Raw genomic sequence first — 22,885 nt, forward strand, 5'->3', positions numbered from 1 at the left:
TTTGATAATTATATTTTTGTTCAGAAATAATTAAATAATTCAGGGTATATATATTATGTTTATTAAAAATTGATTTGCTACTTAGTTTAAAGGAAAAAAAGAATGGACATATTTGTATCACAAATCATTTTACAGACTAGTTTGTTTTTTATGAAATAGACAAGGGAATTATTTTTAATTATTATTCTGAAACGATTGAAAGTTAATAGTTTTGTTAATTGATATTTGATATTTTAATACATTTAAAAAATATCTATATCCTTTCGCTTAACATCCCAACCACCCTACCAGAACTCCAAAAGATTGATAAATTTAAAAGTAAAATGAATTAGCTACTAATTGCTAACTAACCATTAAATAAATGTTAAACTTTATAATCCTGCATCAAAATAACGTATATCCAATTACATTATATAATATATTATTTTATTTTCAACAAGATAATTTACTTTAAAAATTAAAAACTAGTTTTATTTAAAACTAGTTTTATACTAACACTTTTTTCAATTGTAATTACTTCTTTTTATTTTTTTATTGTAATGTTGCAATAATTTTATAAAACGGCTGTTTTGTTAAAATTGATGCCATTTTATCAGACGATGCTAAAATTTTTGAATCTGGTTTTGCTCGAAAAACAAGTTCTTTTTTATCTGGATTATATGGTTTGTCAACTAAAAGTTCATCATATCATAAGTCTTTATATTGCTCGGCAAAATCTTTTCCCAACAGTTCTTTAACAACAGCATAACGAATGTCATTTAAATTATTTCCAGCATATGTTTCAGTTAGGTTAACTTTAATTTGTGCCATATTTTTTGGTTTTTTATTATTATAATTTAAATATTTACGGTGATCTAAAATAACATGAAATTTAAAAGTAACATTCGAATCATTGAAAATATTAGGGACACTACCACTTAAGTAAAAAGTACCGTTGAATTGATCATCAATGGTAATATCTAAGATACCGCCTTGCATAAAGGCTTGCATAATAGCTTGACTATAAAAAGCAGAAAAACGATTACAATCACCAGTAAATTCCATTAGGGTTGCTGCCATAATTAATTTATTTCCGGTTGGATCTTTTTTTCAATTATTATATATAGCGCTATTTAAATAGACATTTCCTAAGTTAACAACTGAATACACTTGGTCAAAAGTAACAGCTTCTGAAATAATTTCTAATTCACCAGTAAAATTACTGCCTTCTTTTGCAATCATTTTATAATTATTACCTTCCATAATAATTTGGACATCATCACTCATAAAATTTGTTCCATTTAAGACATTAATCACTGCTAAAACACGAGCAGGATCAGCGGGTTTACCAACTGCTTCTTCTGAATATGGTAATGAAGTGAACGTAATAATTTTTGTTAAATCATTTGTTGTTCAATCCAAATTAATTTTTTTTGTTAAAAATGGTTGATTCGTAACATCTGGCATTGAACAAATTATTGCTGTTTTCATCCCTGAAGCAAGATCAACATCAAAATTATCTGCATTATAATTTAACTTTTGAATAGTTGCTTTAATACTAGCAACATTTGGGATGACATGATAATTGGTTTTTTGTGTAATATCAACAACATTAGTACAACTAACAACTGAAGTAATAAAAGCCGAAGTAAATGTTAGGGATGCTAAAATCATCATTAATTTTTTCATACCTAAAAGATCCTCTATTCTAAAAAATTATTTAAAAATATTATTATAAACAAAGCAAGGGTGGACAATTTTCCTTTTTGAATTGAATTAATAATTTTGTTTTTCGTAATTGCGCTTTTAAAAATGTGCGACAAATGAGTAATTTAATAATTACTACAATCTTCATTTGTTGTAAAAATCGAATCAGCGCAGCAAATGGATCAATTGTAAAATTATTTATAAATAATTCATTATAAATTTCCGTGTTAGTTCAAATAACAAAAAAAGTAATTTTTTTAAGATAAAATCCATAAATAATAACTAGTGCAATTGTTAATAATAATGATAAACCAATAATAAGATAAAAAATATAAAATAAATTTAATAAAATTAAATACGGAATTCGTGCTAAATGTTGATTTTGAACTAAATTAATATAACGTTGAAAATTATAAGCTAATGTTATTGTTAATAAAATTAAATTTAATAATCATGTTAAAAGAACAAATCAATTTGTTTTAATCAATAATTTATAATGGTCAAATGATCATTGATATAAGCGGAAATTAATTAAAATTTGCATTAAAATCCCTACGACAAAAACAGAAACAAAGGAAATTAATACTACATAGGCTAAATTAAAAAGAACATTATCGAAAACAAAATTATTTACTGGATAAATAATTCCAATTCCTCAAAAGAAAAAAATATAAAATAATAATGCTAATAAAAAGAAACTAAGAAACTTATGATAAAAATTATTATGTTTTAGATTCATTGTTATCACCTTTTATTATAATTAATACCTTTAAATAATTATATCACTTTTTATTAATAAAAAATTGCTAACAATAGCAATTAATCATCTAACTTTAAAACAGTCAAAAAAGCTTCTTGGGGGACTTCAACTGAACCAATTGCTTTCATTCGTTTTTTTCCTTCTTTTTGTTTTTCCAATAATTTCTTTTTCCGAGTAATATCACCACCATAACATTTTGCTAAGACATTTTTACGCATTGCTTTAATATCTTCTCGTGCAATAACTTTATGATTAATGGCTGCCTGAATTGGAACTTCAAAATTTTGACGAGGGATAATTTCTTTTAATTTTGCACATAAGGCCTTACCACGTCCATAAGCAAAATCACGATGAACAATAATTGATAAAGCATCAATAATTTCATTGTTTAATAAAATATCCATTTTAACTAATTTATTAGGACGATAACCAATAAAATCATAATCTAACGAAGCATAACCTTTACTAATTGATTTTAACCGATCAAAAAAATCAAACACAATTTCATTTAATGGCATTTCATAAGTTAAAATTCGCCGTGTATCATCAATATACTCTAAATTAACATATGTTCCACGTTTATTTTGACATAATTCCATTAATGAACCAATATATTGCTCAGGAGTCATAATCGTTGCTTTGACAAATGGTTCTTCAATGCGATCAATTTTTTGCACAGCTGGTAATTCACTTGGATTATCAATACTAATCATTTCCTTATTTGTTAAATAAACATGATAAATTACCGATGGAGCAGTTGCAATTAATTCTAAATTATATTCTCGTTCTAACCGTTCTTGAATAACATCCATATGTAATAATCCTAAAAAGCCACAACGAAAACCAAAACCTAATGCTTGTGATGTTTCTGGTTCATAAACAAGGGAAGCATCGGATAACTGAATTTTTTCTAAAGCTTCTTTTAAATCTTTATATTTAGCGGAATCAATTGGATATAATCCACAAAATACCATTGGGTTTATTTTTTTATATCCTGGTAATGGCTGTTGAGCTGGATTAGCAACGGTTGTAATCGTATCACCAGCCCGAACATCACGGACCATTTTAATACTTGCTGCTAATCAACCTACTTCACCAGCAACTAATTGGTTTTTTTTAGCTTCTTTTGGTGTTTTAACTCCTAATTCAGTAACTTCATAAACAGCACCAGTATTCATTAATTTTATTTTTTCACCAACACGAACAATTCCTTGTTTAACTCGAATTGAGACCATTACACCACGGTATTTATCATAATATGAGTCAAAAATTAATGCTTGCAATGGATTATTATCATCATCTTCTAACGGCGCAGGGATATCTTTAACAATTGCTTCTAAGACCTGTTCAATATTTAACCCTGTCTTAGCACTAATTAATGGTGCATTTGTTGTTGGAATTCCAATTAAATTTTCAATTTCTTCTTTGACACGGTCTGGATCAGCAGATGGTAAATCAATTTTATTAATAACAGGAATAATTGTTAAATTATTATCAATTGCTAAATAAACATTTGCTAATGTTTGGGCTTCAATTCCTTGTGCTGCATCAACAACTAAAATTGCTCCTTCACAAGCTGCTAAACTACGTGAAACTTCATAGGTAAAATCAACATGCCCTGGTGTATCAATTAAATGAAAAATATACTCTTGTTGATCTTGAGCACGATATTTTAACTGAACAGAATTTAATTTAATTGTTATTCCTCGTTCACGTTCTAAATCCATTGAATCCAATAATTGTTCTTGCATTTCTCGTTTTTCAACTGTCCCTGTTAACTCTAAAATCCGGTCTGCTAAGGTTGACTTCCCATGGTCAATATGAGCAATAATTGAAAAATTACGAATTAATTTTTTATCCATTTAAAATTAAAACCCTTTCTATAAACAGTTACATCTCTGATATTATTATACATAATTTTAGCAAAATAACCTGAAATAGCAGGTTTTAATAATAAATAATTATAGTCACATTGAATTTTTAAAATAAATACGATATAATATATTATATAATTTAAAAAATGAAACTCTGAAACAATTATTTTTAAAAAAAGATAAAATTATTAGTGTTTATTAATATCACGGAATGGGAATACTTGTGAGTACTAACTTTACAGAATATTACAATCAGTTAATGGCAGAAGTAACTTTAATTACGAATGTTGAAAAAATTTCTGATACAAAAAAAGATTGGTTGTATACATTATTAAAAAATTTAAAAACTTTTAATATAAAACAAATTAAGCTGCAACAACATGAAGGGTTAATTTACCAAATTATATTAGTAATGCCCTTAATGAATATCGCAAATTATATCGACAACATTTAAAAGTTAATTTAAACATGCGACAAGAAAATTTACGAATTTTTGAGTATTGTAAAAAACAACTACAAACTAATTATGGCAACAAACTTAAAATTTTACGAGAATCAATCATTAATTATTATTACTTAAATTATTTAAAAGATAAAATTGAAGAAACATTAAAAATTATTAGTTTGTCCGCACGAACATTATAAAAAGAGTAATTAGGACATAATTACTCTTTTTATAATGTCAAAATTGTTCATCATCTCAAATTTTATTTGTACTATGCTCATTAATTCGAACAAAAACAATTGCTAACGTAATTCCCATTATTGTTGCAACAGCAATTTGAATTGCATCAGCAATTAATTCAACAATTGCAACATCAGGCCCAAAAAAGAAATAACTATACAAAACATATAATAATAACATTAAAGAACTAACAAAAATAGCACCATAGCGACTTAAAATGCGAGCACCAAAATAAGTAATTAAAAACATTAAAATTCTAATTAAAATTGAAATAGGAATAAAAATAAAACCGCCAGTAACAAGATCAATAATTGTTACATACAAAATACCACTAATTAATAACATTGGCCCTTTAATTAACGTTATTAAACCTAAAAATAACCCATCTGCTAACTGAATAATCCCTTTACCAACACCAAAATTGAACTGAATAAATTGGGAAATATAAGCAATAACTACTAACAAAGCAGTAATTAATCCTGTTGTTGCTAAATATTTTAGTGATTTTAAACGATACATTTTAAATAAAAATATTTTTAACCATAATTTCTGACGAGGCATTATGATAGTAATTTTTAGCATCAGTTACTTTTTTTCCCTCGCGTTGTAAACGCGTAATTAGCAAATAACCATCTTCAACTTTAACTTTAATCCCTAATTTTGAAATATCAATAATTGTCCCATTTACAAAATCAGCGTCTTTTTCCGCTAATGGCTCTAAAGTAATCATTGCTTGGTGCAATTTATAATGAATATTATTAACAGTTGTATAAGCAATTGGTCATGCATATAATCCACGAATTTGGTCAACAATTTTTTGTTTTGGTAAAAACCAATTTACTTTTTCTTCATCACATGTAATATTATAAGCAAATGTTGCTTGACTATCATCCTGTGGTGTTCCTTTAATTTTATCAGTAATAATATCTAATAAATATTTTTCAATCATTGTACCTGCTAAAACCATTAACCGGTCATGCAAAGATGAGGCTGTTTCGGTGGCACTAATTGGAATTGCTGTTTGAACATACATTTCTCCTGCATCCATTTTTTTAATCATTTTCATTAGTGTAATCCCTGTTTCTCGCTTACCATAAATAATAGCCTTATGAATAGGAGCCCCACCGCGTAATTTTGGTAATAATGAAGCATGAACATTAATACAATTAATACGTGCTAATTTTAAAATTCGCTCTGGAATAAATTGCCCATAAGCACACGTTACAATAACATCTGGTTGGAAAGTTCCTAACTCTGTATAAAGATCATTAATTTTTTCTGGTTGAAAAACAGGAATCTGATTTGTTAAGGCAAATTCTTTGACTGGGGAAAATTGAACGAGTTGCTGACGTCCAATTTTACGATCAGGTTGGGTAACAATTCCAATTATTTCAATTGTTGGCGCTAACTTTTGTAAAGCTTTTAAAACAGCTGTTGCAAAGATTGGCGTTCCCATAAAAATTACTCTATATTTCTGCATCTTTTTTCCCTCCCTTAATTGGTGTTAAAGACCCCATTAAACGAACAATATGTTGATAAATAACAATCATTGCTAATGTATCCCGATTACAATATTTTAACATTTCTCCTCGAAATGATTTTTGTCAAATGGTAATTGGAATATTATTCTCCACCCGGCGACGAAAGATTTCACTCGCCATATCACCTTTTTGTACCTTTAATGCTTGATAAGTAAATTGATTATCAAATGCTGGTTGTGTTTTTTTAATTGAAGCTGAACCATAAAATTCTTTTTTATAAATCATAAAGTCCTGAAAAAAATCCATTAAGTCAATTGTTTTATTTCGAATAATCCTTAATTTTTTTTGGCAATCTTGATAAGTTGTCATAAGTTCCTCATTGCGGCTTTGATTAATTAAGATTGTTAAATAATTAATTAATTCGTCTAAAACCTTACATTCAAAACTCTTATAATAAGCAACATAAACTCCTCCGCCATGTCTAAATAAATCAGTAACTAAATGTTTAATTAGTGCTAAGCGTGGATCACCTTCACCATCTGCTAAAAAGGCATAATGTTCCATTGTCGTTTCATCTTGATAATCAAAGTGATTATCTTTAATAAGATGGACTGAATATTGAAACGGAATTTGCTGATAAGAATATGAATAATCAAAGCGAGGAACTGCCGCTTTCATTGTTTCAAAATCATACATATATATTGGATACTGATACTGTTCTAAAATTTGATTAATAATAGCAACCTTCTTTGGATCAACAACTGGGGCATTATCTTGAACAGCAAGAATTTGGCGTTGTTGTTTTTCTGAAAATAAAATTGGTTTTTTTTGTCGCGTTGATTGCTTAAAGGTAAATGGTAACACAATATCTTTTAACAAATCAATGTGTTCTTGATATTTTAATAATATCTTTTTTTCCATCCCATGGGTTAACTCAAAGACACTATGATGCGGTGGTAAATAACTAGTAACATGTTGGCAATAACCATAACGATCACCTTTTCCATTGAAACATTGTTCCTTGCTAAATAACGGAAAAATTGTTTCAACTGGTAGCATAAAATAATGTTTAATTAAAGCTAAATCATCAGTAATGATGCGATTCTTTTCAACACGTTTGGCAAATTGTCCAGTCATCATTTGCTGACAAAATTCTAATAAATTAATAGCCGGTAAGGTTTTGGTTGGCAATTTATAATAATCTTGAAACATAAACAACTGGTCATCATCAATATCACCAATCCGTTGATACTCCGAATTTAACAACATTAACGAAACCCGACTAATTGTTAAGCCTGCCCCAGTTAAAACATAATACTGATAGGCAACATCATAACCATATTCATCCTTAACATCCTTGTCAACATACATTTGTGCTTCTTTATCATATTTCCGACCAGTTGAAGCTTTAACCTCAATTAAATGATAAGTACCATTGGGAAGTTTCTTTAAAATATCACACTTTGTAATACAATTGTTATAAACAAAAGATGGTTCAAAATAAACATCATAGTTTGGATTTGCTAACACTTCAGTTGTCTTTTCAAAAGCAATTTTCTTGCTGTAATGTTCTAAATTAAAATAGGTATAATCACGCATAAAATATTCGCGCGCGCGTTGACCAACTTCATTCCCATCAGCAATTGTTTCACCGGGATAAAAATCAATTTGAACATCTGCCATCGTTGTTTGAATCTCATCTGGTAAAGTTCGAACATCATTACTATCCGTGTCCTCAGCTGCTGGTCAATAAGTTTCTAGCGCTAAATCATACAAATGTGGTTGAAATAAACCTTTTCCCTCATCATTTTCATCATCATCAATAAAAATAGCTTTATCAATTTTGGCACTGTTAATATTATCTTGCAAGTCAAAAAAGACCGAAATTTTTTGAGCTGTCACTCATTCTTGCACTGTTTTAAAATTACTTCGTGAAGCTAATGTTCAAGCAATTTTAAAACATTTTTTAAATCGTTTAAAATCTTCTTTTTTTAAAGTGATTTCTAAATCCATTATTGCACTTCACTTTCGTTATTTCGGATTTGCTTTTTAAAGACAAAGAAAATAAGATAGAACTTATTTTCTAGGGACAAATTTCTCTGGTTTTGGTTTTGGGCGTTCATCAACAGGAAGTTGTCCAGTTTTTCGCAATTTCCGTTCTTCTTCACGCTTTTTAAGCATTTCAGCACGATGTGCTTTATATTCTTTTCTTGCCGCAATTTTTGCTGCTTTTTTTTCTTCTTTTGTTAACTTAACTTTTTTTTCACTAATTTCAATTCGATGTTTTGTTTCTTCTAAATCAATTTCTTGGTTAACAATTCAAGTTGTTTCATATTGTTTTTTACTAATTTTTTTTGAAATACCTTCAATTTCAAAAGCTTTTTGTTCTAAAAAAGCATTTGTTTTTGCTTCATAAATATCAACAATAACATCAAAAATATCGCGATATTTAAATTCTTTTCCTTTACGAGCAATAACTTTTTCATATTCTAATCTTAAGTTTTTACGATTATCAGTATCTTTAATATATTGTTTAATTTTATCTTTAACTTGTTTTTTTCGTTTTTCTCGTTCAATGCGTTGTGCTTTTCGTCCCATAATTGAAGAAACAATTGCAAAAATAATAACTGCGACTACAATTACGACTAAAATCACATTCATTGTCATACTACCACCCAAAAAATTTGACATTATTATCTAAACTCCTTTTTTACTTTACTATTATTATGCACTATTAGCAATAATTTTTCAATTGTTTCTAATTTTCCAAGTTGTTTTCCTGCTTTTCACTCTGAATTAAGCAAGGAAAACATTATGATAAACATCTTGCACATCATCAATGTCATCTAACATATTTAACATTTTTTCAAATTGTTCAGCGTCATCACCATGTAAAGTAATCCGGTCATGGGGAAGCATTGTAATTTCTGCCATTTGAAATGTTGTAATCCCGGCTTGATCTAATGCCGTTTTAACACTATTAAATGCTGTTCCTGGCGCATAAACAACAATTTGTCCATCTTCAGCAACAACATCATTAATATCACAATCTGCTAGTAATAATAATTCTAATACTTCTTCAACCGTTTTACCTGTAAAAGCAAACACTGCTAAATGATCAAATAAATGCACGACAGCCCCATTAACTCCTAGTTTACCACCTGTTTTAGTAAAACAATTGCGTACTTCTGCCACAGCGCGGTTAACATTATTTGTCAATGTATTAACAATAATTGCACTGCCCCCTGGTCCATATCCTTCATAACGAATTGCTTGGTAATTTTCATTATCGTTTCCACTTGCTTTTTTAATCGCACGTTCAATAACATCACGTGGAATTTGTTTTGCTTTTGCTTTATCAATTGCATTCCGTAACGCTAAATTAGCATTGGGATCAACACTTCTTTCGCGTGCTGCTAAATAAATTTCTCGTGCAACACGATTATATAATACTGCTTTTTTCGCAGCTGTTGCTGCCGTTGACTGCTTGCGAACTTCAAATGCTCTTCCCATTTTTTCTCTCCTTTACAACCTAATTTTTTCTTATATATTATACCGTAAAATTAAATAAAGTTAGTGATGATAAACCATTAAGTATCCATTTTCTGCACCATAATATTTGGCAATTGTTCGAATAATCTTAAACCCATGCTTTAAATATAATTGTTGAGCAACCAAATTATGTTCATTTACTTCTAAAAAAATTTGTTGATATGAAAAATGTGTTAGAATATATTTTAACATTTGTTGACCATAACCTTGATGGTGATGACGCTTTTTAACTGTTAAGTGTATTAATTCAAAATCATTCCCACTATGCATTAAAATAAAATAACCATAAAGATTATTTTTGACAATTAATTTATAAACAAGATAATTTGTATTATTAATCATTTGAATTAAATTACGATATTTATAATAATTATGTGGATAATTTTCTTGTTCTAATAAAAATAATAATAAAGCATCACTATTATTAACTGGTTTTAAAATAACCATTTAACTTCAATCCTTTTTTAAATACTGTGGCTCTAAAGCAAAAATATCTTCAACTAATGTAAAATGCTTTTTTAGAACAAGATAATTTTGAACAAAATTAATTTCTTGTAAATCATAACGAAACTCATAACCTGGAAATTGCTTTGTAATTTCAATACAAGTTTCATAATCAAGAACTTGCCTTGGAATCACCTCTACACCATTACTAATTACCGCAAAATATCGTTTTCCACTCCGCGCATCAAGCATTGAAACAACATTATCTAGCCCAGCCTGATAAAGTAATGTATTAATTGTATAAACATTAATTGCTGGATTAATTACTTTAACTGTTTTCACAATCGTCATTGGAATCCGAACACCAGTATAACTACCTGGACCAGCTGTTAAAAAAAAATTATTAATGTCTTTTAATTTTAGTTGATGTTGACCTAATAACTGGGTAATTGTTGGTAATGTTGCTTCAGTATGATGACGAGCATGGTTTTGGTGAACTTGACCAATGTTTTTTTGTTCTTTTTCTAAAATTAAAATTAAAAAATCAGTACTAGTATCAATAAATAGATTTAACATCTTATCCCTCTTTTCCTAATGCGCTTTGTAAATGTTTATTGTTGGTTTTAATGGTAAAAATTCGTTCATTCTCATTAATTATCTTAATGGTAATTTTAATTACCTCGTACTTTGAACTTAACTGGTTACTAATTCCCGCTGGTCATTCAATAATATTAATACTATCAGAAAAATGTTCAAAATACATTTCTCACTCTTCTTCTTGTTCTAAGCCTAACAATCGATAGCAATCCATATGATTAATAATAACCTGCTGATTTGTCCTATACTGTTGCATAATTAAAAACGTTGGTGAAGTAACAGGAGTAGTTACCCCTAACCCTTTTAATAAATATTTTGTAAAAGTTGTTTTCCCAGTGGCTAACGGTCCATCTAATAATAAGCATAAATTAGGATGTAAAAACGGAGCAATTTTTTCAGCTAAAAGTTTTGTTGCTATCTCATTTTTAACAATTATTTTCATCAATATCCCACTCTCTTTTACTAATTATATCTAGGAATTAATTATTGTGCTAGACTTTTAGAAAAATATGTAATAATTAAAGTGCAGAAAAATTAGAAAGGTTGTTATAAATAAATGAAAGATATTTTAATTATTGGGGCTGGGCCGGTTGGATTATATGCTTGGAGTTGTGCTGGCATGTTAGGATTAAGTGGCTATATAATTGAAGGAAATGATAGTCCTGGTGGACAACCATGAGAATTATATCCAGAAAAACCATTATATGATATGCCCGGATTTGGCGAAATCAAAACTAAAACATTTATTGAGAATTTAATTAACCAAACAAAAAAAATACGGGGCAAATAACATACATTGGTAAAACTAACATTAGTAATATCCTTACAACAACTGATGGATTTACTATTACTTTAACAACTAATGAAACATTTACAGTTAAAACAATTTTAATTACAAGTGGAAATGGTGTTTTTACCCCCATTCGCTTAAAACAACTTGACCCTCACCAGGAATATGAAAACTTATGATACGCTGTTAAAAACCCAACTCTTTTAACAAACAAGAAAATTGTTATTCTTGGTGGTGGTGATAGTGCTGTTGATTGGGCAAATCATTTGATTGAAGATAACATTAGTAAAGATGTTACAATTATCCATCGTCGAACATTATACCGAGCTAAAGAAAACAATGTCCAAAAATTACAACAAAATAAGGTGACCGAATTAAAACCTTATCATGTTAAAACAGTTGAGACAATTGATAATAAAATTACCGCTTTAACATTAGAGCATGAAACAACACATAAACTATTAACTATTACAGCTGATTATTTTATTGTTCAATATGGAACAAAAGTTGCACCAACAATGTTGCAACAATTAACTTTAACAACAACTCCAATGTGAAAAATTATTATTGCACCAACTGGGCAAACAAGTCATCCTCATATCTTTGCGGCTGGAAATAATGCTTATTATGAAGGAAAATATTATAATATGGTAACTGGATTTGGTGAAGCTATTAATGCGCTTTATAATATTACAAAAATTATTCATGGTCAAAAATACCATCCTGGTTATTTAAGAGATATTAAAAAATAAGTTAGGAATAACTTATTTTTTTTAGCCTGTTAACTTATAAATTTCTTTATTAGGTTCATCCTTCTCTATTTTTTTCGTATTTTTACGTAAAGTTTCTTCTCGTTCTCACATTTTTTGATATGGCATTTCTGGTTCCGTTAAGGTAATAAAATCATCTTCATATTTTTTACGACGTAGAATTCGCATTTTATCTTGACGTTTAGTTCAAATTTTATAAACAAGTGGTAACCGTAAGAAGATGCCACGAACAGAACCGGGTGCTCAAAAGATTGAATTAGCAAAAATAACAAACAAGGAAGCAAAGATTAAACCAAAGAAGAAATTTAATAATTTTTGTCATCCTCAAACTGGTTGTAAATCAATATTATAAATTTGATTAGGATTATGTGTTTTTGAAAAAAATAAATAATTAACTAAAATAGCAATAATCATTGGCACTAACAAAATCATTCAATTTCGAAAAACACCTTTAAAGTTACTATTATAAGTTAAAAATATTCAATTATAACATCACAAGTATAAAAACCGCAAAAAACTCATTAAGCAAGTAATAATTAAAATACTATATAATGCAGCTGCTAAATTATTAAAGCCAAAACGTCATAGTAAAGCACTAAAAAAACAAAAGACAATGTTAAGACAGCCAATAATGAAAGTCGGAATTGCGGTTTGTTTATAATTTGCTTTAGCATATACCAAAACATTTGCAGGTTCAGCTAAGACAATAAAAACAGAACTTAAAGCAACTAATAAGGAGAAGGTTGGTTGATAAAAGATGCTTTTAAAAATTTCGCGTTCTTGTGATGTTCATGGATTTAATGTTGAATCGCTAGTTCGAATTTGTTCAATAATTTGTGGCGCATACAATGTTGTCACAAAATATGGTGATAAAATAAACTGGTTAACAAACAAGAACCCAGCTATCATAAAAGCGTATGTTTCAAATTTCATATAACTCTGTCAATCAACCCGACCATTTTTTGCTGTTCATGCGGCAAAAAACTCACGGAAGGAATTAATTAAAATTATCATAATGCTACGAACTCCAACCGTAATTGTCATATATAGCGATAAGGTTGATGATATTCGTAACCCTAATAACAGCGCCGTAATAATAACATCACCGTTAATTAACAATGTTTCTCCAATATTTTTAAATACAACAATATTACTTGATTTAACTAGTTGCATGTTATCGCGTTGGCGAGCAATACGAACTCAAGGATAATGTAACTTAATAAATAAATAAACTAAACTTCCTTTCATAACAGAATAAAGTAAGAAAATTAAAAAGACAAAAAAAGAATCCACTGCAATTGAAATTATGTAGAAAACAATTGAATATGAGATTAAATCACAAATCATTAAAATTAAACGGCGTAAATGATTATTTTGATCAGCTTGCATTAAGTTTTCATATGCTGCCGTTCAAAATAATGCAATTAAGTTTTTTGACCCAATAATAAATATAATTAAAATCATTTTTCATAACGGATAACTAATTGTTTTATCATTTTGTAAAATACTAAAATTCTTTTCAAATAAATAAATATAAGCACTATACCCAACAGCAATGCCAATTAATAAAATAATGCCAATGTACCCTGATATTTTATATTGATGCTTTGCTGTATTAACCATTTCATTTGCTTTAATTCAATCTTTTTGTAACAATGGTTTTACTAAAAAAAAAACAGTAATGGCTCCTAAGCCACCTTCCACTGTTCCTAAAAAAGCAACAATTGCAACGCTATTCTTTACAAACCCATTAAACTGCGAACCATAACTACGAATTAATAAATACATTAGCGTAAATTGAAAACATGTTCCAATTAACGAAATAAAAGCCCCGATTAAAATACTAAAAATTCCTCTTCTTGTTGACAATTACTTCACCTCGTTCCTAATATTTTTATTTTATAATATTTTCTGGAATTTTAATAATCTTTTTATTTAAATAACTTAAATGGTCTGGCAATTGATGAAAGATTAAGGTTGTTGCATATAAAGCAATCATATACTTCTTTGTTTCTTGTTTTGCTCCATATTTAACATCATTAATAATGGGGTGATGTAAATAACTTAATGAAGCCCGAATCTGATGTTTACGGCCAGTTATTAATGTTGCTTCCAATCACGTTGCATTTGATATCTGAGCTTGAATTTTAAAATGTGTTTTAACTACTTTAGCCTGTGGTTGCTCTGTTTTAGTAAAAACCATTTTTTGTTTATCTTCTTCTTTATATAAATAACCACTAAGGGTAAAATCAGTTTCTTGAATAATTCCTTCACACTTTGCTAAATATTTCTTTTCAATAAATTCTTTTTGGTTAATTTTAGCTAATAACAAATCTAATGTAATTTTATTTTTCGCATATAGCACTAATCCTCGTGTTAATTTATCCAATCGATGAACATGGGAAATGACAAACGACTGTTCATTCTGTGGATTATATTCATCTTTTTGGATTAAATAATGTTGCATCATAGCATCTAATGAAGTATGAAACTTTGAGTGCATTTCTACTCCATGTGGTTTATCAACAACAAGAATGTTATCATCTTCATAAACAACTTGTAATGGTGCAACATTATTATAAGTTGCTGTCTGGTTTCGTTCTGTTACAACTAAATTTTTATCAAAAATAATAATTTGGTCTCCTAATTGAAGTTTATAATTTCGTTCTTTCATTACTTTGTTATTTACTTTAATTTTTTTATTACGAAATAACTTATAAATAACTGATAATGGAGTTGTTTGAAACATTTTTTTAATAAAATTAAAAATTGTTTGATTAACATCATTTGCTTTAACTGTTAAAGTAACAACTGTTTTTGGTTCCATACTTCCCCCGTTTTCCTAGTATTAATTATATAATGAAAGTTAACCATTATCCGAAGAAAAAACATTCTAAGCTATTATTTTAGAATGTTTATCATTTTTTGCTTTCTGTTTTTCTTTAACTTTTAAGATATTTGCTTTAATTTCTGCAATTTCAGCCACATCTGTAATTTGATTAAATAAATGATATAACATATAATTTTTTTCTTTTTCTTTCAAAAGATGTTTATCGAAGAAAGCAACTGTCTCATCAATTGTTTTCATTAACTCATAAGCTTGTTCACGAGTAATGCTATTATTTGATAATGGCTTTTTCACCAATGTTGGTAGTTGTGTTACAAAAGCATAGTCTTCCAATGCTTTTTCTTTTTCAGTATAATAGAAAATTCGAAAAGCACTCACTTTTGCTCCAATTGTTTTAATAACATTACGAACATCAGTAACTTTTGTTGACAACATATTTTTGATAAAGACTGCAATAATAACAGTAATTGTCCCAATTGAAATAATAATTGAAACAATCAAGTCTAAATCAACACCAAATTTTGTTGCAAACATTGCTTTAATTAAAGTAAAACCATTTTGAATTAGTAAAACAGTAATAAAGAAACTAAAGTTAGTTGCTTTTCATCATTTATGTGGAACTAAAACTTCTGTTTGACGGTTCAACACATATCAGAAGAAATATGACACTAAGACTAATAAAATGCCATATATTAAAGTAATTAAGGTTGTTAAAAAGTTAAAAAAACTAAAAATTATTGTTAAATTTGTTAAAAAGTTTAAATACATTCGCGGATTAAAAATAACATAATCATTTGGAAAAGTTGTGGATAATCCATAACGAACTTCAAAGCGATGACGTTGTGCTATTTTAATAATAATGACAATATAATAGCATAACGCAATCAAGGCAATCATCCTCGTAATAAATAAATATGAATAAGCTATATTAATATTTGTTGCACGTTGATTTCATGCTGCACTTCAATCGGTTACATTATTGTTTTCTCCAAAAAATTAAAGGATAACAATGAAAAATCAATTAATGGATATGTAATACTCATTAAATTCTTATATGTTTCTTGCACTTGTTCAGCTGATTTTTTCCCAGCCGCAATTTCTGCTAAAGTTTTTGAAACATCGTTTTCACTATTAATCCGATCACGTTCATTAATAAATAAAATTAAAAATATAATAATTACCTATTTTTTTTAAAAAAAACTATAATTTTAAATGTTAAATTTTTAATATTATTTTGATAATAGATGTTAATTTGTTTGTACTATAAAAATTGTAACAAAAAAAGAAAAAATACAAATAAATTCTACTTGATGCAATATATTTTATATCGGTTGCAATTTTTTTATTATATTTCAATTATGTGATAAAATGAAAAAAAGTTAATAAGTTTTGTAATACGTCTTTTATTAATAATTTTCACAAGGCAAGTACTATTATTTTGATGATATTATTTTATGTATAATATTTTTAATTTTTATAGGAGAAAAATATGAAAAAATGATTAATTTTATTAGAAACATTTGGGATTGTTGCAACTTTTGGAACAACAATTTTTGGATGTAGTATAAAAATGAAATTAACTGAAGAAGAAGCAGAAAATGAATTATCCGACGATTTACACACATTAGAAAGTATTAGTTTTGAAGTAAAAAATTGGTAGTATTCATTATTCTTAGGTTTTTAATAAAATTAAGTAATTAGAAACAAATTAAGTTTCGCTTATAATTGAATGATAACAAAATTTATAAAAAATTCAACTTTTTTAAAAATATAATTTTTAGTTGAAAAAATAATTTATAAATTTATGAATTTTGACACACTAAAAAATACTTTTTAAAGTTATTGCTAATTTTAAAAGGTTTTTATTTTTTTATAAAGATAAAAATTGATTTTGAAATTGATTTAAATTAAATATATTAAATTCAATTTTTTCTTTATTATTTTTATTAGTTTTATCAACTTTCTCATCATTAATTTGATTATTAAGTCTTAACATAGAAGCAATTAACATATTGATAAATGTTTCTTTACAATATATTTTTGCGTCACGCCCTTTAACAGCCTTAATATAATGCGATACATCACCCTCAACATGACAACCAATATTATATTCTAATGATTGATTTACAATACCTTCTTCATTACTTTTAATTAATTCAATGGTTTCTAATAAAAATATTTTTTTATTACCATTAACATATGGTAAATGACATATTAAAAAATCTAATAATAATTTATAATTTCCAGTAAAGAAATATATTTTTGCTAATTTATATTTTATTCTATGAATTTTGATTCTATTTCGATTTGGGAATAATTGTTTAAATCTATTTTGATAAATGAAATTTATCTAAACTATATGATACAGTGTTATTTTTATATTTTGCTTTTACTGCTCTATAAATTTTTTTAATTTGTTTTTCACCATCACTTAATATTAATATTTTAGTATTTTGATTAATATCATAAGTATCCATTGATTTAAAAATTTTATCAATAAAATTATCAATATTAGATTTATTATTTTTATTCTTATGATTTTTATTCATCATTTGAAAAACGCCTTTTTTCTTTTTCATTTTTATTCTGGTTTTTGTTGACTTTTCTTCATCAACACCAACATGCATAGTCGCAAGAAATATTTTATTTTCAATTTTTTTATTTTCTCGCATTGGTTCAAAAGCTCTGTCAATTTGAATATATAAAACATTATTTGGAATTTTAATTTTATTGCTATTTTTATTACTAATGTAATCGGTTTCTTCTAAATCGGCATTTTTAAAAATATTAGATATTGTTCTTTCACTAATATTTGCATTCTCTGTTGTATGTAAAATATCTTTATATCTTTTTCCATCACCTATAAAAGACATATATTTATTTTTTAAATTTATTTCAATTCTTTCGTATTTTTTTAAACCTAATTCTTCATCTAAAGGATAACGATTTATATTTTCTTTTTTTCTTCATCATATTTAACATATAATCTTCTTTTAATAAAAATATCTCCATATTCTGTTTTAATTGTTTTTGGCAATTTTGATATCACCTTATATCCTTGTAATATTTGTCCTTGTTGATATAATTTAAATATCTCATTATCTCTTTCAATCAAGAAATTTTTAGTTTCATTGTTTGTTTCTATTATTTTATCTTTTTTATAATCTTCTAATAAATTTTGTTTTAATTCCATTTTATAATTTCCTTTCATATAAACAAATTATTTTAAAATATGATACTCAATACTTCACATAATCTTATCAAAAAAAGGAGGCTATTTAAAAATGCAGGATTTTACCAAAATTAATAACAAAAAACGGATTACTAGTTATAAATATTTAAATAAAAAAATGATTTGAATTTTAGTGACTATAATTTTGGTTTTGATTGAGAAGTATTTAAAGACTTTGTTGGTGATAGTTATGCCCGATATTTTACTTCACTAACTTTTTTTAAGTTTGTTTCAGCGGGGCGTGGTACTAATAAGACATGAAATCACATAGCAGAAAAATTATTTTTTGCTTGTAATTTTACTGATGCTTCATCTAACATTTTACGAAGATATGCCAATACCCATGAAGATACTACATTTGGCGATACAATTAATGTATGTAATTATTTATACGATAAATATGGGATTGATATAGGACCCGACAATGAAAATGGCATTGTTTGACCTAAAAATGTTAAAGAAGGTGGCGAAATTGTTTTTCCTAGTGGTGTGAGAATTGCTTTTGCGGGTTATGCTAATGGTAATAAAATTATAGGAAAAGTTGGTAAAGGCAGTGGTATTATATCAGCGTGAACAGATGAAATGATACATGCTGAAGAAAAAGAAATTTTAACTGATAAAGAATTAGATAAACGTTATAATAATTTGCGAATTTCCATGTTTAGATCAAAAAGCTTAAAAGTATCTTATGAAAAATATACTGATGAAAATGATAATGAACAATATAATTTAGATAATCCTATTCCAGTAAAAGAATTATCTTGGACATTTCAAGAATGAGACAACATAGCAAAACAATACATAACAGTAATAACATATTTTCATAAAACATATTCTAATCAATTTACTTTTAATCCTTTTGATAAATACCATGTCTTTTATGAAAAATTTGTAACCCCATATTTACCCTTAAATGAAAGAATTAAAAATATTTTAAAAGAACACAATCAAGTATATTCAGAAAACAAACAAACATTTAATGGTTTGGGTATTTTTAATTTACGATTAACAATGGGTGCTGTTTGAAATAAAATACCTGATATTACTAAAAAACTTGTTTTAACAAACAAACAAGAGCAACCTGATTTATTTGAACTTGAATACTACGGATTTGAATATAACGATAATGACCCCAGTATTTATGTTTTACGAAATTATCGTAAATATATTAAAGAGTATAATTTACAAGATTTTTATAATTCCAATACAAAACAGTATCAATTTGATAGTTATTCAATTGGTGTGGATTATGCTAATGGTAGTGAAGACCACACGGTGTTTTTATTTAGTGGTTATAAAATTAATGAAAATAATGAATATGATAAATATTTAATTGAAGAAAATGTTGTTACACCAAAAAACGCAATGAATTTAAATGAAATAGTTGAACATTACGGGCAATGAATAATTAATACATTTGATAAATTTGATGGTTTTGAATATGCTACATTTCATTATGATATTAATGCACACGACTTTATGCAAAAATTACAAGAAGATATTTACCCTTATTTAGGCTATAAAATTAATATGTTTAAAGCCAAAAAACATCAGACATCTCTTAATAAAGAAGCAGGTATAATCAATCGCGTAACCTGAATAAGAAAAATGTTTGTTCAAGGTAAAATATATGGCATATTAGATAATTTCCCATTTTTAGATAAGTGCATTAGTGAACTAAGATTTAGTGATACCAAAACAAACACACCCGATAGTAAAATGTACCATGACCCATATGATGCTTTGTTTTATGGTTCTTATCCATATCGTTTTAAAATGGGAATATAAAAAAGGTTTTAAAAACCTTCTAAAATTTATAAATTTTATTTACTTTTTATTTATTAAATAATTAGTATTTAATGATTTTTCTAAACTAGGTGATTTTTCTTGTATTTTATTACCATCATCATTTTTCAATAGTTCAGGATGACAATTTTTATAACTTAATTTAAGATGTTTTCTAACTAAATTAAAATCTAGTATCTCAACTTCAATTTCATCACCAACATCAAAAAAATCTCTAATATCTCTAACAAAGTAATCTGAAATATCACTAATATGAATTAAACCATCAGCCTTTTCTGCTCTTCAAAAAGCACCATAAGGTATAATGTTTGTTATTTTAACATTAACTTTATTTCCTTTTTTATACATAAAATTAAATATACTTCCTTTCTTTAAATGCTTTAATTATATCATTAAGACTATAAAAATCATTTGCAGGAATTGGGCGAGCGGTTGATTTTCTTAAATTTTTGTGATATAATGACTTACAAGTTAAAAAAAGTTTTGAGGTTCTTTCAAACAAATTTGGGAACCTTTATAAAATTCTTCGCTTAACGCTTAGAATTTTTCCCAAGTATTTTGAAAAGCGCGGCAAGAGTTTTTTTAAACTTTAAGGCATTTTTCACAAACTATAGAAAATCCCGCGAGCCCAGATTTAGTACAATATAATCACAATAATAACCATTATAATTCATCTCCTTTCTAAAATATATTTAAATTGCTTGACTTGCATATATATATATATATATAATAATGTCAATAGATCTTGATAAAAAGTTTCAAGATAAGAAAGGAAATTATACAAAATGAAAAAACTTTTAAGTTTATTAAGTGTATTAACAATTAGTAGCTCTGCAATCCCAACAACAATTGCTGCAAGGCCTTATCAAAAAGAAAATAATAACAACAATCTAAGAGAAACAATGGAATCAAATTCAAATAATTTAGAAACTTCAAATAGAAATAAAAGAGAAGATGAAATTACTTACGTTTCCGAACTTTTAGATATTAACTTAGAAGTAGCAGTACCAACTGTTGCTCAAACAGAATCTTTATCTTGTGGCCCAGTAATAGCAGAGTCAATTTTAAGATCTTTAGGTCTTAGAAATTTTAGAACGCCAGATACTCCATTATATTCATGTCAACAACATTTAATTGGTAATATGGAAACAACATTGCAAACAGTAGATAATTTCAACTTTTTAGGAGGAGGAACCATTGTACCAAATTGAACAAATACAGTTAATAATTACATTATTAATAATAGATTAAATAATTTTAGAAGATATGTTGCACATTCATTAAATCCAAGTATTAATGACCCCACACTTGCTGGAAGCACTAGAGTTGGCGTTGATTATAATAATTATACAAATTTGAATATTTTTCTTAGTTTATTTTATAATAGTTTAAATAATAGTATGCCAGTTGCTTTAGGTTTTACAGGTAGATTTAATGATAATGAACCACGACGTAATCATTTTATTTTAATTAATGGTATTTATAGAAATACTTCAACAGATAATAATTTATATTTTAACTATATGGATCCAGATGGTGGTGTTATGAGAAGATTTTCAAGCAATCAATTAAATTCTTTATTATCTAATGGTGGTTTTTTAATTTATCACGATCCACGAACAATGGGGCATAATATTCAAATACACGAATCAATGGAAATTGGTAGTGCTTTATGTAATAACCCCACAACATCTCTTGATGCAGCAGCAGGAACCGGTGCTGCAATTGGAGCAACAGTTGGTACAGAAACTGTTCCTGTTTTAGGGACTGCAATTGGAGCTATTATTGGTACATTATTAGCTTTAACAATTAGAATTGTTAAATGTAATTAAATGAAAAAAATATTAAGTCCTTTAAGTTCAATCACTTTAATTTGAACAAGTACAACAAGTTTAGTTGCTTGTAATACAACACAAGAATATACAAAAGAACAATTAGCAAAATTAAAAGAAGAAAATCAAATAAATACAAATAAGCAAAAAATAAAAGACAATTTAGAATGAATGGCGCCACAAGAAAAACCATTTAACAAAATTGATAATAAATGATATTTTGTTGTGTGGCATGGTAATGTAAATGATGATTGAAAAATTATTAAATTTAAATATGATAAGTATGAAAAAAATAAAGTACTTGATAAATATAATAATTATGAACTTCAATTATTTCAAACCGGAAAAGCAGAACAAGGTTATTGAAAAAGTATTTGTTTAGTTGATAATAATGGAATATCCAAATATTTTGCGTGAAGTTTTTATCCTAATTATTTTAAATCAGTTTATCGTTGAAATAATGATAGTGAACCAAACACACTAATTATTGATTCAAAAACCGGACAAATAAAAGTTAAAAGAGAATAA

The 22,885-nt window shown here is 27.0% G+C and carries 26 protein-coding genes; 8 read left to right on the forward strand and 18 right to left on the reverse strand.

The features are described 5' to 3' along the window. Positions 1–531: 531 nt before the first annotated feature. The 3 genes from AACL22_RS03270 to lepA all read right to left on the reverse strand — a co-directional run bounded on the left by AACL22_RS03270 (position 532) and on the right by lepA (position 4,308). The gene (locus AACL22_RS03270; RefSeq protein WP_338989586.1) at positions 532–1,668 is read right to left on the reverse strand and encodes a hypothetical protein; all 1,137 of its coding nucleotides are present in this window, start codon (positions 1,666–1,668) and stop codon (positions 532–534) included. A 43-nt stretch (positions 1,669–1,711) separates the two neighbouring features. Beyond that, entirely contained in the window at positions 1,712–2,425 is a 714-nt protein-coding gene (locus AACL22_RS03275; protein WP_338989588.1) for a hypothetical protein, read from the reverse strand. 80 nt (positions 2,426–2,505) lie between these two features. Further along, positions 2,506–4,308 (reverse strand): translation elongation factor 4, encoded by a 1,803-nt coding sequence (gene lepA, locus AACL22_RS03280; protein WP_338989589.1) that lies wholly within the window; start codon positions 4,306–4,308, stop codon positions 2,506–2,508. A gap of 271 nt (positions 4,309–4,579) precedes the next feature. On the opposite strand from lepA, the gene AACL22_RS03285 reads away from it, so the two are divergent. Continuing rightward, positions 4,580–4,774, forward strand: a complete 195-nt coding sequence (locus AACL22_RS03285) for a hypothetical protein (protein ID WP_338989590.1) — start codon at positions 4,580–4,582, stop codon at positions 4,772–4,774. A gap of 14 nt (positions 4,775–4,788) precedes the next feature. Continuing rightward, positions 4,789–4,965 carry a hypothetical protein gene (locus AACL22_RS03290; protein WP_338989591.1) on the forward strand — a complete coding sequence of 59 codons (177 nt, stop codon included), beginning with the start codon at positions 4,789–4,791 and terminating at the stop codon, positions 4,963–4,965. Here the strand turns inward: AACL22_RS03290 and AACL22_RS03295 are convergent. The 8 genes from AACL22_RS03295 to tsaE all read right to left on the reverse strand — a co-directional run bounded on the left by AACL22_RS03295 (position 4,940) and on the right by tsaE (position 11,521). Next, complete coding sequence (locus AACL22_RS03295) at positions 4,940–5,524, reverse strand: hypothetical protein (RefSeq protein WP_338989592.1); 585 nt, start codon at positions 5,522–5,524, stop codon at positions 4,940–4,942. The two genes, AACL22_RS03290 and AACL22_RS03295, sit on opposite strands and share 26 nt — an antisense overlap. Before the next feature lies 1 nt (position 5,525). Beyond that, the gene (fmt, locus tag AACL22_RS03300; RefSeq protein ID WP_338989594.1) at positions 5,526–6,485 is read right to left on the reverse strand and encodes a methionyl-tRNA formyltransferase; all 960 of its coding nucleotides are present in this window, start codon (positions 6,483–6,485) and stop codon (positions 5,526–5,528) included. Further along, entirely contained in the window at positions 6,472–8,499 is a 2,028-nt protein-coding gene (locus tag AACL22_RS03305) for a DUF2779 domain-containing protein (RefSeq protein WP_338989596.1), read from the reverse strand. The genes fmt and AACL22_RS03305 overlap by 14 nt, the downstream gene beginning before the upstream one ends. A gap of 63 nt (positions 8,500–8,562) precedes the next feature. Further along, positions 8,563–9,177 (reverse strand): hypothetical protein, encoded by a 615-nt coding sequence (locus AACL22_RS03310; protein WP_338989597.1) that lies wholly within the window; start codon positions 9,175–9,177, stop codon positions 8,563–8,565. 105 nt (positions 9,178–9,282) lie between these two features. Then, positions 9,283–9,999 (reverse strand): YebC/PmpR family DNA-binding transcriptional regulator, encoded by a 717-nt coding sequence (locus AACL22_RS03315; RefSeq protein WP_338989599.1) that lies wholly within the window; start codon positions 9,997–9,999, stop codon positions 9,283–9,285. A 60-nt stretch (positions 10,000–10,059) separates the two neighbouring features. Continuing rightward, the gene (locus AACL22_RS03320) at positions 10,060–10,485 is read right to left on the reverse strand and encodes a GNAT family N-acetyltransferase (protein WP_338989601.1); all 426 of its coding nucleotides are present in this window, start codon (positions 10,483–10,485) and stop codon (positions 10,060–10,062) included. Further along, positions 10,486–11,058 (reverse strand): tRNA (adenosine(37)-N6)-threonylcarbamoyltransferase complex dimerization subunit type 1 TsaB, encoded by a 573-nt coding sequence (gene tsaB / locus AACL22_RS03325; RefSeq protein WP_338989603.1) that lies wholly within the window; start codon positions 11,056–11,058, stop codon positions 10,486–10,488. It abuts the gene before it with no gap. A 1-nt stretch (position 11,059) separates the two neighbouring features. Next, positions 11,060–11,521 (reverse strand): tRNA (adenosine(37)-N6)-threonylcarbamoyltransferase complex ATPase subunit type 1 TsaE, encoded by a 462-nt coding sequence (gene tsaE, locus AACL22_RS03330; RefSeq protein WP_338989605.1) that lies wholly within the window; start codon positions 11,519–11,521, stop codon positions 11,060–11,062. A gap of 114 nt (positions 11,522–11,635) precedes the next feature. Between tsaE and AACL22_RS03335 the strand changes: the two genes are divergently transcribed. Together AACL22_RS03335 and AACL22_RS03340 are read left to right on the forward strand one after the other, a co-directional pair. Then, positions 11,636–11,869 carry a hypothetical protein gene (locus tag AACL22_RS03335; RefSeq protein WP_338989607.1) on the forward strand — a complete coding sequence of 78 codons (234 nt, stop codon included), beginning with the start codon at positions 11,636–11,638 and terminating at the stop codon, positions 11,867–11,869. A 29-nt stretch (positions 11,870–11,898) separates the two neighbouring features. Further along, entirely contained in the window at positions 11,899–12,621 is a 723-nt protein-coding gene (locus AACL22_RS03340; RefSeq protein WP_338992983.1) for an NAD(P)/FAD-dependent oxidoreductase, read from the forward strand. Between the two features lie 21 nt (positions 12,622–12,642). Here AACL22_RS03340 and AACL22_RS03345 read toward each other — a convergent pair whose 3' ends face one another. The 3 genes from AACL22_RS03345 to AACL22_RS03355 form a co-directional block, all read right to left on the reverse strand. Beyond that, positions 12,643–14,508: a transporter gene (locus tag AACL22_RS03345; protein WP_338989609.1), complete on the reverse strand. Its 1,866-nt coding sequence runs from the start codon at positions 14,506–14,508 to the stop codon at positions 12,643–12,645. A gap of 25 nt (positions 14,509–14,533) precedes the next feature. Further along, a complete protein-coding gene (locus tag AACL22_RS03350; protein ID WP_338989611.1) occupies positions 14,534–15,466 on the reverse strand; it encodes an RluA family pseudouridine synthase in 933 nt (310 codons plus the stop codon). Between the two features lie 66 nt (positions 15,467–15,532). Further along, on the reverse strand, positions 15,533–16,384 hold the full coding sequence (locus AACL22_RS03355) for a hypothetical protein (RefSeq protein WP_338989613.1): 852 nt from the start codon (positions 16,382–16,384) through the stop codon (positions 15,533–15,535). 592 nt (positions 16,385–16,976) lie between these two features. On the opposite strand from AACL22_RS03355, the gene AACL22_RS03360 reads away from it, so the two are divergent. After that, entirely contained in the window at positions 16,977–17,147 is a 171-nt protein-coding gene (locus tag AACL22_RS03360; protein ID WP_338989614.1) for a hypothetical protein, read from the forward strand. 210 nt (positions 17,148–17,357) lie between these two features. Here the strand turns inward: AACL22_RS03360 and AACL22_RS03365 are convergent, their stop codons facing one another. The 3 genes from AACL22_RS03365 to AACL22_RS03375 all read right to left on the reverse strand — a co-directional run bounded on the left by AACL22_RS03365 (position 17,358) and on the right by AACL22_RS03375 (position 18,680). Next, positions 17,358–17,483 carry a hypothetical protein gene (locus AACL22_RS03365; RefSeq protein WP_338989615.1) on the reverse strand — a complete coding sequence of 42 codons (126 nt, stop codon included), beginning with the start codon at positions 17,481–17,483 and terminating at the stop codon, positions 17,358–17,360. A gap of 331 nt (positions 17,484–17,814) precedes the next feature. After that, positions 17,815–18,360: a hypothetical protein gene (locus tag AACL22_RS03370; protein WP_338989617.1), complete on the reverse strand. Its 546-nt coding sequence runs from the start codon at positions 18,358–18,360 to the stop codon at positions 17,815–17,817. A 74-nt stretch (positions 18,361–18,434) separates the two neighbouring features. Beyond that, a complete protein-coding gene (locus AACL22_RS03375; RefSeq protein WP_338989619.1) occupies positions 18,435–18,680 on the reverse strand; it encodes a hypothetical protein in 246 nt (81 codons plus the stop codon). 162 nt (positions 18,681–18,842) lie between these two features. On the opposite strand from AACL22_RS03375, the gene AACL22_RS03380 reads away from it, so the two are divergent. Next, a complete protein-coding gene (locus AACL22_RS03380; protein ID WP_338989621.1) occupies positions 18,843–20,507 on the forward strand; it encodes a hypothetical protein in 1,665 nt (554 codons plus the stop codon). Between the two features lie 39 nt (positions 20,508–20,546). On the opposite strand, the gene AACL22_RS03385 is transcribed toward AACL22_RS03380, so the two are convergent. After that, complete coding sequence (locus AACL22_RS03385; RefSeq protein ID WP_338989622.1) at positions 20,547–20,873, reverse strand: S1 RNA-binding domain-containing protein; 327 nt, start codon at positions 20,871–20,873, stop codon at positions 20,547–20,549. A 437-nt stretch (positions 20,874–21,310) separates the two neighbouring features. On the opposite strand from AACL22_RS03385, the gene AACL22_RS03390 reads away from it, so the two are divergent. Both AACL22_RS03390 and AACL22_RS03395 read left to right on the forward strand, forming a co-directional pair. Then, the gene (locus AACL22_RS03390) at positions 21,311–22,357 is read left to right on the forward strand and encodes a hypothetical protein (protein WP_338989623.1); all 1,047 of its coding nucleotides are present in this window, start codon (positions 21,311–21,313) and stop codon (positions 22,355–22,357) included. Continuing rightward, complete coding sequence (locus tag AACL22_RS03395) at positions 22,358–22,885, forward strand: lipoprotein (RefSeq protein WP_338989624.1); 528 nt, start codon at positions 22,358–22,360, stop codon at positions 22,883–22,885.

It is taken from the genome of Spiroplasma endosymbiont of Seladonia tumulorum (assembly GCF_964020235.1).
In the GTDB taxonomy this organism is placed as follows: Bacteria; Bacillota_I; Bacilli_A; order Mycoplasmatales; family Mycoplasmataceae; genus Spiroplasma.